The following is a 15,511-nucleotide window of genomic DNA, read 5'->3' as shown; positions in this document are numbered from 1 at the left end:
GGCTTTCTTCAAGAACCGATGGTTCTTTCAGAACCAGAGGTTAGCCTTGCGAACAAAGGAGCTATTTATGCTTAAACATTCATTAAAAACCGGATTTAGTTTTGGCTCAACATCAGGAATAATAACAACCCTTGGGTTAATGGTAGGACTCCATTCAGGAACCCATTCAAAAATTGTGGTTATTGGTGGTATCCTGACAATTGCAATTGCCGATGCATTTTCTGATGCCCTCGGTATTCATATTTCTGAAGAGTCCGAAAATAAACATACTACAAAAGAGATATGGGAATCAACGATAATGACATTTTTTGCCAAATTCTTATTTGCCCTTACATTCCTTGTTCCGGTTTTAATCTTCCCTCTTACAACAGCAATCATTGTGAGTGTACTCTGGGGATTGTTTTTGATTTCCCTTTTCAGTTTTATGATGGGCAGGGAGCAAAAGACAAATCCCTGGTCTATTGTTGGTGAGCATTTATTGATTGCGGTGGTGGTCATAGTAATTACACATTTCATTGGTGACTGGATCGCGACATTTAAATGAAAACACCAAAAATGGCGAAAAAGGACTAAAGAGGTCAAAAAGGCGAAAGATGACTAAAGGGCAGAAGGCGATAAAAAGGGTAAAAAAAGGAAAAGAAGGGTAAACAAGGGTGAAGAAGGGATGTTGAATTTAGGTATTTAGGAATTTAGGCGTTTAGGTATTTTTTTCTAAAGGGGGTTACATGGCCACATTCATTTTATTTTTGACCCTGCCCTTACCACAACCTGATACCTTATGGCAGGTAGAGCGGAGATATATTTTTGAAGGTTTGGCTCTCTTGAATCTTTCAAAAATTGACTTAGAATATGATAAACACTGGATACAGGATAGTTTTCGGCTTTCGGTTGTTAAAAATTTAATGGATAAACCAATGTCGGTTCCTGATTATGTTTTATATTCGGGAAACACAATAAAAAATTTAAAAACCCCATCGGATTATATAAAATTTTGTGCTGGAGAGATTATTGGGCAAAATTTATCACGGACATTCAATGTAGGGCAAGGCTTTCTTCAAGAACCGATGGTTCTTTCAGAACCAGAGGTTAGCCTTGCAGAACTTAAATCGGATGATTTTATTACTTTAATAAAAGAGGTTTATACCCTCACAAAAAAACATCTTGATAAGGCATTTATCAAACTCACACCCGAACAAAAAGATAGTCTAATCTACACCGCCCCATCACTCTGGGCAGATGAGGCCGATTCTATTGAGCGTGGATATGCAGGTGCCTTACACAAAGAATTTGGAATTGAGCGTGACACCGTCACCACGCTTGAAACTGTTCAATTATTAAAATTAGCCAAAAAGATAGATATTTGTGAAATACATTGTGCTGGTATCATTCTTGCCCAAGGAATTGAAAAGATAAAAGCGATTGCTGAAAAATTATCTAAGCAAGAAAATCTATCTTACAAAGAGATATCCGGGGTCAAGGGATTTGTTTACGAGACCTTTGAACTACCCGGCGGATTTAAGGGTGTTATTGGTGGTGTTGATGACAATATCTACTACAATGATTTTGCAGTAATCATTGATCTGGGCGGTAATGATACATATCTTGGTCGGTGTGCCGGTGCGGTTGGAGAATTGAATACTCCAGTGAGCTTTGTCATTGACCTTTCTGGAGATGATGTCTATAGGAATTATAACAAACTTGTCAATCAGGGTGCTGGTTTATTTGGTGCAGGGATACTATGGGATATATCCGGGAATGATACATATACTGGATTCCATATCAGTCAGGGTGCAGGATTATTTGGAATCGGTATACTCATTGACGAAGATGGTTTTGATAATTTTCGTGGTGGTTACTTTGTTCAGGGGGCTGGAAATTTTGGCTCAGGGATTTTAGTTGACTATAAAGAAGATGACATTTATCATTCATATTGTTGGGCACAGGGGATGGGCGGTACCTGTGGCTATGGGTTATTATATGATAGAGAGGGTGATGATTTGTATTATGCTGGTGGGAAATATCTCCATATGCCCTTAGACCCTGACCAGTTTCGTTCATTTGCTCAGGGGTTTGGTTTTGGTTGGCGGGATGTAGCATCAGGTGGGATTGGATTTTTGTATGATTGTTCTGGGAATGATAAATATATCTCTGAGGTTTATGGGCAGGCAACCTCATACTGGTTTGCACTCGGTATGCTACTTGATGAACAGGGAAATGATTTATATTCTGCAGCACAATATTCCCAGGGTGCAGGGATTCATTTATCAATTGGTGGACTTGTGGACTTAGAAGGTGATGACCATTATTTTAGTAGATTCGGTCCTGCCCAGGGTGAAGGACACGATGTCGCAGTTGGCTGGCTTTTAGATAAAGATGGTGATGATGTATATTATGCATCGGGTGGACAGGGGATAGGTCTTACAAACTCTGTTGGAATATTTGTTGATACCAGGGGTAATGATGACTACTGTTCAAGGGAAGGAATGAGTCAGGGTGGTGCAAACTGGTCACGGGGGACTGGTGGGATAGGTTTGTTTATTGATTTGCAGGGTGAAGATAGATATGCAGAGAAAGACAAGGGCAAGAATAATCATATCTGGACTTCCGGCACTTATGCCTTAGGAATGGACCTTGAGGCAGTGGAACCCAAAAAAGAACCCTGGGAAGATACCATTACTACATTTCCCGAAATTGATACAATGCAAAGTGATTCGGCAAAGATGGCAAGGCTTTTTTATTATGGCTCTTTGTGGGAGGTCCGGGCGGATATTCCTAAAGCGAAGACCGGCAGAAGAATCATGATAAACGAATTCAAAGAAAGGGCAGTGGAATATATTTTTAAAAACGAAATGCGGACATTTGATGGTCTCAAACTGCGGGCGATTGAAGAAGTTTTCAAGGCATTCAAGGATACCGCTGCTTTTTATTTATACCAGGGTCTGCATAATGAAAATGATACAATTGTGAGGAATTGCATATATCTATTTGGACAACTTGAATACACAAAGGCAAAGGATACATTGAGATTAATGCTTGAAAAAAAGCCCGAAGATAAGGTTGCTGGTGTTTTGATCTATACACTCGGGAAATTGAAGGATACCCTTGCGATTCCAATTTTTAATCAATACTACAGACACAAGAACGAAAGAATGAGACTGCGTGTGGCTGAGGCATTGCAGAATATTAAAGATACCACCGGTGTCCCAATCTTAATAAAACTGCTCACCGATTCTTCTTATGTTGTAAAGATTGCTGCAATGGAAGGAATGGCACAACTTGGAAAGTACGCATTGGATAGGGTAGAAGCAGAACTGAAGAAGGCCAAAAATGAACAACACATTGCCATAATGATAAAAACAATGGCGAAGATATACGCAAAAATGGATAACAAGGAAAAGACAACCGAGTACAAAAAACATCTGACCGAAATTGTAAGACGGTATTTGAAGTCTGATTATCCTGTCTTGAAAAAAGAAACTCAGAAATTCATTGACCTGATTGAAGGTAGGGGAATGCTGGAGCCCGAAGAATTATTTCTTCTGCCAGAAGATATCATGGATTAGAGAATAAATAATGTAGGGCGAGGCTTTAGCCTCGCAAAAATAAATAGCAAATTGTCGAGCAAGCTCGACCACTACAAAACACAAAAATGGAATTAATTGGTAGTCGCAGGCTTTAGCCTGCGGATAAATATGTCTAAATCTCAAGGTATTTCGCACCTAACCCCTTCCCCTTGACAAATCTCAAATTATGAATATAATATTAACATAGAAATGACCTCGGAAAGAGTTTTGAAACAAAAGAATTAAAAGGAGGTCTTATGGCTTGCATAATTGGTATGTTAACCTTAAGTCTCTTTAATGCGGATTTTGCTATAACCAATCTTAATACAATTGAGGTATATCCCTGTGTTGCCTTTGCCAACAATCAATATTATGTCTTCTGGACTGATTATCGTAATTCTTCTTCCTATATGTACGCTTTATACGGGGCAAGGGTTTCGGCAACCGGTACTGTAATAGATTTAAACGGAAAGTTCCAATTTCAGGATAGTTGCTTTACACCGGCAGTAGCATATGATGGAACAAACTTTCTGGTGGTCTGGCGCGAAGGATGTTGAAGTTATGGTGATATCCGCGGAGTGCGTGTCACTCCGACTTGTGACCCATTAGGTTCAGCATTTTATATATATTATGACGGTCCTATACCTGCTCAATATGCTCCAGAAATAACTTTTGGGGGTGGCAATTATTTTGTAGTCTGGCATGACTATCGGAACAATATTTATCAGATATACGGCGCCCGGGTTACACCCGGTGGTTCGGTTCTTGACCCAACAGGAATTCAAATTTCAATAGGCACAAGTCAATACTACTATTATCCTTCAGTCACCTGGGGCGGGACGAGATATTTTGTGGTTTGGGGCGTTTATACTCCAGCACCTTATCATGTCTATGGACGTTTTGTAAATCCAGATGGATCTATGGCGAGCGATACCTTGCAATTAGCCAGTGCTTCAGCAGCTATCTACAATGTAGATGTCGCATACAGTGGAGCTAATTTCATGGTCATCTGGAATGAAACGAGTTCACCATACACTTTGAAAGGTCTGTTAGTTTCAAATACGGGTACCCCTATTGGCAGTCCATTTACAATCGCTTCCCCGGTTTATTATTTTAAGTCTTCGCGCGTTGTGTTTGACGGGATAAATTATCTCGTTACCTATTCGTACCAGGTAGGCGGTATCTATCAGCTTTGGGGTGTCAAATACAATACCAGCGGTCTTCAGGTTGGTTCAGCGTTTAGGATTTCACCGTCAACAAATAATATATACTATGCTGATGTCGTTCCCGGTGCCAATAATCGTTATCTCAATGTCTGGAGTGAATATATTTCATCACAGTATGATATCCGTGGCAATATTGATATTGAAATTGTTGGGGTTGAAGAAACAGAACAAGAAGGGATATCAAAAATAAAGATACCGAGCATTATCAAAAAAGACATAGTGCTCCCAGAATTTTCAGGAAAAACTGTATATCTATATGATGCCAGTGGCAGGAATATTGCCCACACCGATAACGGCTATTTTGACTGTTCAAAATTGCGTTCAGGTGTCTATTTTATTCGATTGCCGGAAGCAGGTACCCACAAGGTAGTTAAGATAGAATAGGGTAAGAGATTTAGATAGATAGAAAGGAGGTGATGGATAACAAAAATAAACATAAAAACTGATAATTAAAGTTTGAAAGGGGGTTTAATGAGAGGAATAATAACAATCCTGTTGTTTATTAGTGCAGTTTCTGCTCAGAATCTCATTACCAATGGAGATTTCGAGCAGGATATAAGTGTAGGGTGGACTAAGGATACTTCAGGTTATTATATCTACATCGACCGTGCTACCACCTATGAACCAGACCCTGATTATGAGCTGCGTGTAGAAAAACAGACGGGCAGTGGCTATGCCCGGGTGAGGCAGATTGTTGATATTCCATCGGTGAATAATGTTACCTTTTCGGTTAAGGCAAAAATTTATGCTTATGATAATAATGCCGATACCCTGACTTTTGCGGCCGCCGCAGTGATAATTGGCTATCGTAATTCAAGTGGTGTTTTGTTAGGTGAGACGCGTATTTGTCAGTTTACTGCGCCCTGTCCATGGCAGAATACGCCAACCTGTCATTTGATTATGGTCAATGATTCTCTATGGCATACTCATTCATTCAGTTTGGCAAGTGAACTGCAGAATTTACCAGGTGTTAATCCAGCAAATGTTCAAAAGATTGAAGTAGCATTTTATGATACTACCGCCCATACTTGCTGAGGGGCTGCACAACTGGCGAAGGTCTTCGCCGATGATGTACAACTCATTTATTTAAGCAATAAACCATTTTTGACCTTAGATAGCACCAAGGTTGTAAACGACAACAATGGCAATGGCAAACTTGACCCAGGAGAGAATGCGGGAATAGTTACCTACATAAAAAATGTGGGAACTGTGGCGGCAACCAATGTTCAGGGGAAATTGCGAACTACTTCTCCTTATATTACAATCACCGATTCCACCTACACCTATGGCACAATGAACGCAGGGGTCAGTGCCAATAATATTTCAGACCCTTATGATTTGTCTGTTCATGCATCAACACCACCGGGTCATATTGCTGAATTCCAGCTTGTACTTACTTCTGCCGAGTCAACCTGGGTAAGGACTTTTTCCTATAGTGTTGGTATGGCACCGGGTACAATTATCTGGGGTCCGAAATATCTTCCCAATTTTCCAAGCACCCAGTTCATTTATGGCCTTGCCTATGACCGACTGGGCGACAGGATATATGTCCTTGACTTTTACTCCAATCAGATAAGGCAGTATTCTTCGGATAGTTTTGTTACATATATGGGCGTAATTACCGGTCCTGAAGATAGTGTGGTTGATATATCCTATAGCAGATATGATGACCGACTATATGTCTGCAATTATCCCCAGAAAATGGTGTGGAAGATTAACAAATCTACCGGTGCAATTCTCAGACAATTCAGTAATCCTGCCCAAGATTATCCTGTTGGTCTTGCTTTTAAACCACCTAATACAATGTGGTACGCAGATAGAAGAACCGCACTTGGTGCAACACAACTGATTTATATCGGTGATACGCTTGGTAGTGCAACTCAATATAACAGTCCGATTCAGGGATATTTGAATACCCGTTGCCTTGCGTATGATTCACTGGGCAATTCTTTCGTCAATGTTCAAACCTGGTTCAATGCAAGCCAGACACTTGATAGTGTCGGTGTTGTTGAATTTCAAGGTCCGCCACCGATATTCACAGGCAAAAAATTCCTTCTCAATTATGGTTGGAACATTCGTGGAATTGAATTTGACCCGAGGGATGGAAATTATTGGGTAACAATCGCTCAAATAAGTGGTACCTATGTCAATCAGGTTGTTAAGGTAAAAGGATTTTATACACCGCTAACTCCAGTTGAGGAGTCAGAAAAAGAGAATGTTGCTTACAGCCGGTTACTGAAAGTCGTACCTAATCCAGTGAAGGATGTTGTAACATTTGAAATTAATGCTACCAATCTGAAGACTAATTACTTGAAAGTTTTTGACATTAATGGCAGGCTTGTTGCAAAGATATCAATCAAAAAAGGTGATAATATACTCAACTGGAATCCACGTGCTGAAGCACTTTCTGATGGTATTTATTTTGTGGTTCTTGAAAAAGATAATGCTATAATAACCCAGAAATTCATCCTGACCCGGTAAAAAAACATATAAATCAGGGCCCCGGCTTAATGCCGGGGCTTTTTATTGTTCAACTTATTTATTGCACTGAGAGATTGGAAAATTAAAAGTTTTTACCCCAGATATTATATGAAACAATTTCTTTTAGATCCTTTCTTGGTCTTGGTTTTATCCCACCGATACCATCTGGTGTAGAAGGCTCTGCAGGATACCCCATTACAACGAGCATTGCAACACGGTAATGGTCAGGGATTTTTAAAATTTTCTTTAAGTGCTTTTCATTGAACCAGCCAATATAACAGGTACCTATACCAAGCTCGGTTGCCTCAAGAACCATATGGGTCATTGCAATTGTAATGTCGATTAAATGATTTTCTCTTCCATAAAGTCCTGCCACGAAATGGGTTACTGCCTTTGTGTAGCAGCCAACAATAACAAGCGGGGCATCTTGGATCCATGATATGATACTCTTCGTGCCAATAACAACCTTTTCCGGGATTTGTTTTATTAGATTTTCGTCATCTACAACTATAAAATGCCACGCCTGGCGGTTGCTTGAAGAAGGGGCAAGCCTTCCAGCCTCAAGTATTTTTAAAATTTTTTCTTTTTCTATCTTTTGTGGTAAAAACTTTCTTACGCTCCTCCGCCATTTGATTGCTTCAAAGACATCCATATTAAAGGTTTATCAATATATCCAAGACATCAGTTAAAGATTTTTCTAACACTATTAATACTCTAATATTCTGATTTTGCAATATTCTATTTCAAAACTATGGCTTTGTTCTATCCATTATCAACTTTTTGAATACCTTAGATGGTTTAAAGAAAGGAACATATCGGTCTGGTAGGGTGAATTCCTTACCCGATTTAGGAGCCCTTGATGTTCTGCCCGGTCTTTTTCTTAATTCAAATGTGCCAAATTTTCTAATTTCCACCCTTTTTTCTTTTATCAAAGTATCTATGATAAGATCAAGGAATGCATCAATAAGTTTTTCAATATCAATCTTAGGGTATATAGAACCAAATTTTGCCGATATTGCTTCAATAAGATATTCACGGCGCATTTTAACCTCCTGTTTATTTACAACCTGCACAGGTTGTTCGCTGACATCCAGTACAGGAACTTCCTGTACTTATCGTTTTGCCATTTGAGCCTGTGCTACGAAAACCAAAAACAGAAATTAATTTTTCTATTTCTTTTCCCTGACATTTGGGACATTTTATATCATCCAGATCACTATTTTTGAAAACAAGTTCTTCAAATTTATTAAAACATTTTTTGCATTTAAATTCAAAGATTGGCATTCAGATTCCGATTTGTTTTTTTCTTCTTTTAAATTTACGTCTATCAGTCCAGGAGCGGCGGTCATTTTTGCTTACTTTTCCTTCCTCAATCAATTTGCGAAATTCATCTTCGATTAGCAACTTTCTTCTCTCGCCTTTTCTCCTCTCTAACTTTTTTCTTCTTTCCATCAAAACCCCTTTTTATTTAAATAGCGGGGGCTGGATTCGAACCAGCGACCTTTGGGTTATGAGCCCAACGAGCTACCGCTGCTCTACCCCGCGATAGCATATTATAATTAAAAAAAAAAGAATGTCAAGGGTTGTATCTTTTGTTATTTTGATAAGTATTTTATTTCTTCAAATTTAAATCGCGAAAAAAAACGAAAATTGACAACAGAATTCAAGTTTTTTTTCATAATTATTAAACCTGCTAATTCACTGAACACCATTGACATAGCAACGCCGCTGCTTTTAAATAAATAACCAAATATAAGCATTAAAATCAAATTTAAAATGGCGATTATAACAATGACATATAAAAATTTCTTTTCATGGTTGAGGGCAATTAATGCATAACCCCAAATGGTATTAAGGGGCGCAATTATAAAATATAGTAATAAAATTCGTAATACCACTGAGCCAGGTACAAAATTAGGACCATATATCAATGTAATAATATTTTTCGCAAATATAAATCCAATAACCGCAATAAATAATGTAATACCTAAGATGAGTTGAGAGAAAAACACAAGGCTTTTTTCTAATTTTGGGGGGTCTTGTTTCGAAAAGGTGGGGAAGAGGAGATAATAAAATGCCCGTTCTATGATTAAAAGTAAAAGTATTATCTTGAATCCAGCACTAAAAAGTCCAACTTCACTATCACTATGGAATATACCCAGAGATATTACGGGGAAGTTGATCACTGCTTGATAAATGATTGTAGCAATACCAATGGGCAGGGCGGCAGTAAGGATTTGATGAAACCGGTGAAAATTGATAGAAAAATATATTTTTTTATATTTGTGTAAAAAAATTACAATCAAAAATAATGTCGCTATAATATAACCACCCAAAAACGAAAAAGGAACGGCAAGAATTTGATTTTTATCTTTAAATAAAATCAATAAAAAAATAAAATAACCTAAATATTGAATTATCCTGCCGCCGGCAACATATTCCATTTCTTCTCTTGCCTGAAATACAAATTCTAAATAAAAGGCATAAGGAAATCCGGCAAAAATGTATAACAAAATTACTTTTTTCGTTATTGGATTACCTGGAATGATAAAGAGGAAAGATAGAAATATACTATAAAGGATTAGTGTTAAAAAAAATCTTACTCCAGTTATTTCGCCGATTATCTGTGTATTGTTGTGGTCCCGCGCGACTTCTCGTGCACCCAATGTGGGTAGACCCATAGTACTGAAAAGTAATAGATAAGTCAAAAATGCAAGACTGTAATTTATTACCCCGAAGCCATCTACACCCAGTTTACGGGCTATATACGCATTAATGATAAAACCCATAAAATGGCTAAAACCTTCTCCAAAAACTAATATGACAAAGTTTTTTGATAATTTTTTAATCATTTACAAAATTTTCCTGGATGCAATTTATTTTTTAGATGTTTTATTTTCGTAAGGACATAGGTTATATATATAGCAGGAAGAACAATTGGGATTTTTTGCAGTGCAGACATATCTCCCAAATAATACGAGTCCATTCGCTATAAATTGCCAATCATTTTTCGGAAAAATTTTTGCCAGATCCTGTTCAATTTTATCAGGGTCTTTTGCCTTGCTGAGTTTTAATCTTTCCGTTGCAACCCGTATTACATGGGTATCAACCACAATTGCAGGTTTATTGAAGGCATTTACCAGGACTGCAGAAGCGGTTTTTCTGCCTACACCGGGCAATTGAACAAGTTCTTCAATTGTTGCTGGAATTTTACCATTAAATTTTTTACATATCGTTTCCGCACATTTCTTTATGAGCTCAGATTTTCTTTTAAAGAAGCCGAGTGGCTTGATTATTTTATATAAATCATTTATATCCGCCTGTGCAAGTTTCTGGGGTGTTGGATATTTTGCGAACAACTGTGGTGTGACTTCATTGACTTTCTTATCGGTAGTCTGGGCAGATAGAAGGACTGCGATCAAAAGTTCAAATTCATTTCTATAATTTAGTTCAATCTTGGGATTTGGAAAATGCCTTTTTATTCCGTCAATTATTTTTTCTGCAAATATTTTTTTATCCTTTTCCATCTTTTTCCTCCATTTCAATTAAACATTGTAATATCTCAAGTTCATTTTTATCAAACCAGATTAAATTACATTCATTACACTCGTCAATCTCAATATGGTATACATAACTATACAATTTACGCACCATCGGTTTACCACATTTTGGGCATTTTCTCTTGTTAACGGTCTCTATGAGCAATTTGAAATTTGGTTTTTTCTTTTTGGCTTCAGCAAGAATAAAAGATGCGATACGTATGGTCTCTTCAGAAAATTCTTTTTCTTCGCGCACAATTATTCTCGGCAGTTTTTCTCTTTCCACAAGTAGCCCATCGCAAAATGCACAACGCCAGACATACAATCCCTCATATTCCTGGACTATTAACCATTCATTACATACCGGGCATATACGTCGCATCTTCCACAGAGGAGTATTTTTTATTTTAAAATAATGGTCTAATGCAGGAATTGATTCTGCCTTTACTATCTGTTCGGTACCTTTAATTTTAACCTCGGTATCAGGGGTTAAAAAGTCTAAAGATTGGAGTTGAAGCAATGTATAAGGTCCAAGCCATCTTTCTTCTTTTTTTATAAAAATTTCAGACTTGGTTGGTTTTGTCTGTTCTTCACTTCGTGGTATTTTATAAATCTCTTCGGTAATCTGGCTTAAGTCAGCGTGCGCCTGGTCAAGGATTAGTTGAAGCCTTTTTGTGAAAGGGGGGTGGGTGGAGAATAAGTTTGCAAAAAAATCTTCTCGCTCTTCAAGTGGATTTGCCTCAGGACTTAAGATAAAAATTGGTGCCAGATAACTTGCAGTCCCACGATAATGGGTTGCTATTTTATAAAGGGCACGGGCGAGACTCAAAGGATTTCTGGTATATTTTATTGCGTTCACATCTGCCCGATATTCTTTTTCACGCGAGATAAAAACATATAGAAGTTGGGATAAAAAACTCATTATTAAAAGACAGATAAATACAGGTAGGAAGACCAAACCGGCCGCAGCGGCATTCTTTTGGCTTTTACTAAAAGGAATATCTTCGTCAGCCCGATTCATTTTGCTGATATTATTTACAATGCCGTTGAGCATTTCATTATATACTCCAAATAGTGAACTTGCTACAGTTGTTAATAATGAATCATTTGATACAATATGTGCCATTTCATGGGCAAGGACTGCCTGGAGTTCATCTCGATTTAATCTTGATATGAGCCCTTCGGTTACACCTATGACATTTCTACCATAAATATCCTGGAGTGCAAATGCATTCATTGCTATAGTTGGAACGATATAAGGTTCAACCGCTATTTTACCTGCAGCAATGCTGATTTCTTCCACAATATTTTTGAAGACATAATGATAACGGTCGTTTTTATCCGGTGGCTTCGCATTAAGCAATTTTAAAATTTTTTCAACAACATTACGATTTGTGTAAAACCAGTGCATGATTGCAAGTATGAGGGCAATAATAAATACGATTAATGTATCCGAGCCGAAGAGATGGAAACGGATATGAGGATTTTCCAGTTGAAGCCTTACATAAATTAAAAGTTTAAATATAGTCCAGATGATAAAAAAAGAAAAAAAATAAAAAAATACAAGAACTCCAAAAATTGCATATATTACAGTTGTCTTTTCTTTTTCAATATCCCAGAATGTTTTTGCTGTAATAGACATTGATAAAGATTAATCAATTTTAGTGTAAAGTCAATAGCAAAAAGGTGCAGGCAACTTTTTGTGTTTCTCTTAAATGTATTTTTTAAGTTGGCTCTTATATATTATTAAAATTTGTAATCACACAGAAAGTTGCCTGCAAATTTTCAATAAATCTGTGCCTGCTCTCTTAAAGCCTGATAGAGTTTTTTGTTTTCTTTTTTCAACCTTTTTTCAACATTCTGGAGACATTTTACAAGGTTTTCAAATGTTAATTCTTTTTGTAAAACAGACACAAGATTTTCTTTGGCTGATTGTATTGCAGATGCTTTTTCTTGGGGAACTACATCCTTTATGATTTCCCATCCGCCATTTGCCGCGATTACTTTTGCCATTAACTGCTTCATTTCTTCTCTTAATAACTGCCAGAGTTCTTTTCCTTGAATATGGGCAATCATCCTGCCCATCGCCAGTGAAACTGAGAGTATCGCATTCATTCCGAGATTTCCTTTTCTCTGCATAATTTCAATGACTTCATCCTGGGAAGCGTTCTTTTCGAGTTTACCTCTGAGGATTGCGGTCTCTTTTTCAAGGTTTAACAATATCTTATCAATCATTGATATTGACTTAAATTCCGAAACCTTTTTGCCGATAAAGTGCGGGGCAATTATTGTCAGGATATTATTGACCGCATTGAGACAGCCTTTCCCTTCATAACGTTGCACTTTCTGCCAGAGCGCTGTCAATTCAGAATCATTCTTCGCAAGGATATCAGATTCTTTGAGCCCTTTCTTGAATTTAAATGTTTTATCAGGTTGGGGAGTAAATAAATCTGAATATTTATCAGTCAGAGAAGAGCGTTCAATTGTACTGTCAACAAGATGGATTGCTTCACCGGTTCCAGCCGATGTACCTAATGGCGTTGAACCCGTCATTTTTAGTATCTTTTTGTATGCTTCGCTGCCTGGAATACCGGCATAAATATTAACACCAACACTTGGAATACCTGCATTGGTTGGCTCCTCATAGGCAATAATATCTGTTATAACGAGATTGTTTAAGAAATTCCTTACATCACCATACTCTTTTTCATCAAACTTTTTATCGCGCGCGCTTTGAAGTTCTTTCATTATTTTAGTAATTGAGCCATATTTGAAGAGGCGCTCGGTGTTAGCACCACCACCTGCTTTTAATCCCATTGTATTTGCGGAAAGTGCAATCTGTGCCTCCATATCATCATTAGGTGATTTAGAACGATGAGATACAAGTAAATCCATCCCTTTGCCTAACGCAACAAGCATTGCGATTAAAGTTTCAGAGAGGGTTCCGATCTGATTTGCCTTTATGAGAGAAACATTCATCAATCCGTCATCTGCACATTTTTCAATTGTAGAGTCTTTTGTGGTTACGATGTCATCACCAACAATAAAGATTTTATCGCCAAGTTCCTTCATCACAAGACGCCATCCTTCATAATCATCTTCTGCAAATCCATCCTCTAACATAACAATAGGAAGTTCTTGAACAGTCTTCTTGTATAAGTCAACAATCTGGTCGCGCGACATAACGACTTTCTCTTCTCCACGCCAGAAATAATACATTCCCACTGCATCCGGCTGATTGAATTCCTCGCGATATGCATTGCTCAATTCACTTACCGCGGGGTCAAAGGCAAGGGCGATATCTTCACCCGGTTTATAACCAATGTCTCTTATTGCCTGAACCGCCATTCTCCACATTCGTTGTTCTGGTACAATGTCATTGGGATCCTTACTTATATAAGGTGCGAGTCCACCTTCCAGACCGATTCCCATAACCCGTGCACCTTCGCTCTTCTCAATAATCTCTTTCAATCGTGTCTGGAGCGCAACCGTAATCATCTGCGCTTCTTCGTAATTTTTGGCACAAAGTGGAACAAACATCATCTCCTGCATACTTATGTTACTCTCGGGATATTCTTTCTCAGTATGCCTACCACCCATCCCACAATTCCGATATTGCCAGGGCGCACGGAGTTTTTCACCATCCGGAAGTGTGACTTCCTGAATTCTTTTTGTCATCATCATTTCTTTTACCTGTTTGACCTTATTTAGCCAGCTTTCTTTAGAAATTTCAATCTTTTCAGCCTTCATTTTCGCCCTTGCTTCCCTTTCTTTGAATTCGCGATATTTTCCGGGGTCAGCGAGTAGAAAATCAAGTAATCCTACAGTTCCGATACCAAGGCACAATCTGCCAATATAGGTGAGAATGATATGGTCGCCAATGAGTCCAATTGCAAGCAGGATTACTGCAATCGGCAACATCACAAGTGCCATATTACCACTGATTTCAGGACCTGCCGCCGCAACGCTTAGATTGAATGGGGCTTCTGGATAATATGTCAATCCTTCTTTCTTTACTCCCGTGAATTTTCCATAAGGTATTTTGATGAACATTTCTAAATACCAGAATAGTTTACTTAATCCTGGGCTTTTATATCTTTTTTGGGCTGCCGGCAAAATATTTTCATTCAGGGCATTTAATTTAACCGCCCTCAAATAGTGCCCCATCTCGTGGATAGCGATCCCGGTATGGAAACTTATAAACCAGAAGAGTGCCGAGATTATTGTATCAACACTTGTAAAGACAAATCCTAATACCTCCTTTCCCTGCAAACCTTTTGGAATGCACAAAACAGAAGAGATAAAGGCAACATGGAATGAAACCAGGATATGGTTGGCAATAACCCAACCCGAATGTAACTTTTGTTTTAGGTAATCTATAAATATCTTCATGTTTTTAGTATATTAAAATTCTTTTGTGTGTCAATATGGAATCACCAAGAGCTTTATAGAATGTATCGCAAAATGCCTTACGCATTTCTTCAGGGTTTTCTTTGCCTTTCAATGCCTTAAAAAAATATTTGCGGCATTTATCACTACTGTTTTTATACCAAGTTTTTTTAATATAGCGGTAACCTGTTCTGGTTCGTTCTCTCGCATTAAACCATCATCAATAAAAAGTGCAATCAGCCTATTGCCTAAGGTCAAATGGTCTTTATAATTCACAAAAATGAAGATGAATTTAAATATAAATATTAAGGAT

General features: G+C 37.9%; 15 protein-coding genes and 1 tRNA gene. 6 read left to right on the top strand and 10 right to left on the bottom strand.

The window, feature by feature from the left end:
• Positions 1 to 67 precede the first annotated feature (67 nt).
• From ABIL69_04440 to ABIL69_04415, 6 genes are all read left to right on the top strand, one after another.
• Entirely contained in the window at positions 68 to 544 is a 477-nt protein-coding gene (locus ABIL69_04440) for a VIT1/CCC1 transporter family protein (protein ID MEO0123234.1), read from the top strand.
• Positions 545 to 725: 181 nt separating this feature from the next.
• Positions 726 to 3,563 carry a HEAT repeat domain-containing protein gene (locus ABIL69_04435; GenBank protein MEO0123233.1) on the top strand — a complete coding sequence of 946 codons (2,838 nt, stop codon included), beginning with the start codon at positions 726 to 728 and terminating at the stop codon, positions 3,561 to 3,563.
• A gap of 257 nt (positions 3,564 to 3,820) precedes the next feature.
• Positions 3,821 to 4,120 (top strand): hypothetical protein, encoded by a 300-nt coding sequence (locus ABIL69_04430; protein ID MEO0123232.1) that lies wholly within the window; start codon positions 3,821 to 3,823, stop codon positions 4,118 to 4,120.
• Positions 4,121 to 4,141: 21 nt separating this feature from the next.
• Complete coding sequence (locus tag ABIL69_04425) at positions 4,142 to 5,173, top strand: hypothetical protein (GenBank protein ID MEO0123231.1); 1,032 nt, start codon at positions 4,142 to 4,144, stop codon at positions 5,171 to 5,173.
• 87 nt (positions 5,174 to 5,260) lie between these two features.
• A complete protein-coding gene (locus ABIL69_04420; GenBank protein MEO0123230.1) occupies positions 5,261 to 5,824 on the top strand; it encodes a hypothetical protein in 564 nt (187 codons plus the stop codon).
• A gap of 69 nt (positions 5,825 to 5,893) precedes the next feature.
• Positions 5,894 to 7,270 (top strand): T9SS type A sorting domain-containing protein, encoded by a 1,377-nt coding sequence (locus tag ABIL69_04415; protein MEO0123229.1) that lies wholly within the window; start codon positions 5,894 to 5,896, stop codon positions 7,268 to 7,270.
• Positions 7,271 to 7,352: 82 nt separating this feature from the next.
• Here ABIL69_04415 and ABIL69_04410 read toward each other — a convergent pair whose 3' ends face one another.
• The 10 genes from ABIL69_04410 to ABIL69_04365 all read right to left on the bottom strand — a co-directional run bounded on the left by ABIL69_04410 (position 7,353) and on the right by ABIL69_04365 (position 15,474).
• Positions 7,353 to 7,922, bottom strand: coding sequence for a nitroreductase family protein (locus tag ABIL69_04410; protein MEO0123228.1), 570 nt, complete (start codon positions 7,920 to 7,922; stop codon positions 7,353 to 7,355).
• Positions 7,923 to 8,019: 97 nt separating this feature from the next.
• The gene (locus tag ABIL69_04405; protein MEO0123227.1) at positions 8,020 to 8,313 is read right to left on the bottom strand and encodes an HU family DNA-binding protein; all 294 of its coding nucleotides are present in this window, start codon (positions 8,311 to 8,313) and stop codon (positions 8,020 to 8,022) included.
• Between the two features lie 13 nt (positions 8,314 to 8,326).
• Entirely contained in the window at positions 8,327 to 8,554 is a 228-nt protein-coding gene (locus tag ABIL69_04400; GenBank protein ID MEO0123226.1) for a zinc ribbon domain-containing protein, read from the bottom strand.
• Complete coding sequence (locus tag ABIL69_04395; protein MEO0123225.1) at positions 8,555 to 8,722, bottom strand: hypothetical protein; 168 nt, start codon at positions 8,720 to 8,722, stop codon at positions 8,555 to 8,557.
• Between the two features lie 21 nt (positions 8,723 to 8,743).
• Positions 8,744 to 8,815: transfer RNA gene (locus ABIL69_04390), tRNA-Met, on the bottom strand.
• 50 nt (positions 8,816 to 8,865) lie between these two features.
• Positions 8,866 to 10,122 (bottom strand): flippase, encoded by a 1,257-nt coding sequence (locus tag ABIL69_04385; GenBank protein ID MEO0123224.1) that lies wholly within the window; start codon positions 10,120 to 10,122, stop codon positions 8,866 to 8,868.
• Between the two features lie 24 nt (positions 10,123 to 10,146).
• A complete protein-coding gene (nth, locus tag ABIL69_04380; GenBank protein MEO0123223.1) occupies positions 10,147 to 10,797 on the bottom strand; it encodes an endonuclease III in 651 nt (216 codons plus the stop codon).
• The gene (locus ABIL69_04375; GenBank protein MEO0123222.1) at positions 10,784 to 12,451 is read right to left on the bottom strand and encodes a zinc metalloprotease HtpX; all 1,668 of its coding nucleotides are present in this window, start codon (positions 12,449 to 12,451) and stop codon (positions 10,784 to 10,786) included. The genes nth and ABIL69_04375 overlap by 14 nt, the downstream gene beginning before the upstream one ends.
• A 143-nt stretch (positions 12,452 to 12,594) precedes the next feature.
• Entirely contained in the window at positions 12,595 to 15,201 is a 2,607-nt protein-coding gene (locus ABIL69_04370) for a hypothetical protein (GenBank protein MEO0123221.1), read from the bottom strand.
• 108 nt (positions 15,202 to 15,309) lie between these two features.
• Positions 15,310 to 15,474 carry a hypothetical protein gene (locus ABIL69_04365; protein MEO0123220.1) on the bottom strand — a complete coding sequence of 55 codons (165 nt, stop codon included), beginning with the start codon at positions 15,472 to 15,474 and terminating at the stop codon, positions 15,310 to 15,312.
• Positions 15,475 to 15,511 lie beyond the last annotated feature (37 nt).

Source organism: candidate division WOR-3 bacterium, from assembly GCA_039802005.1.
GTDB lineage: Bacteria > Hydrothermota > Tepidihabitantia > SM23-42 > JAOAFX01 > JAOAFX01.
Note: the sequence above shows the minus strand (reverse complement) of the source record. Positions and strands in the feature narration are given on the sequence as shown.

Bases quoted from the DNA above. Each gene is read 5' to 3' on its own strand.
- ABIL69_04440 (MEO0123234.1), top strand. From the start codon at position 68: ATGCTTAAACATTCATTAAAAACCGGATTTAGTTTTGGCTCAACATCA.
- ABIL69_04435 (MEO0123233.1), top strand. From the start codon at position 726: ATGGCCACATTCATTTTATTTTTGACCCTGCCCTTACCACAACCTGAT.
- ABIL69_04430 (MEO0123232.1), top strand. From the start codon at position 3,821: ATGGCTTGCATAATTGGTATGTTAACCTTAAGTCTCTTTAATGCGGAT.
- ABIL69_04420 (MEO0123230.1), top strand. From the start codon at position 5,261: ATGAGAGGAATAATAACAATCCTGTTGTTTATTAGTGCAGTTTCTGCT.
- ABIL69_04410 (MEO0123228.1), bottom strand. From the start codon at position 7,922: ATGGATGTCTTTGAAGCAATCAAATGGCGGAGGAGCGTAAGAAAGTTT.
- ABIL69_04405 (MEO0123227.1), bottom strand. From the start codon at position 8,313: ATGCGCCGTGAATATCTTATTGAAGCAATATCGGCAAAATTTGGTTCT.
- ABIL69_04400 (MEO0123226.1), bottom strand. From the start codon at position 8,554: ATGCCAATCTTTGAATTTAAATGCAAAAAATGTTTTAATAAATTTGAA.
- ABIL69_04395 (MEO0123225.1), bottom strand. From the start codon at position 8,722: ATGGAAAGAAGAAAAAAGTTAGAGAGGAGAAAAGGCGAGAGAAGAAAG.
- ABIL69_04385 (MEO0123224.1), bottom strand. From the start codon at position 10,122: ATGATTAAAAAATTATCAAAAAACTTTGTCATATTAGTTTTTGGAGAA.
- nth (MEO0123223.1), bottom strand. From the start codon at position 10,797: ATGGAAAAGGATAAAAAAATATTTGCAGAAAAAATAATTGACGGAATA.
- ABIL69_04375 (MEO0123222.1), bottom strand. From the start codon at position 12,451: ATGTCTATTACAGCAAAAACATTCTGGGATATTGAAAAAGAAAAGACA.
- ABIL69_04370 (MEO0123221.1), bottom strand. From the start codon at position 15,201: ATGAAGATATTTATAGATTACCTAAAACAAAAGTTACATTCGGGTTGG.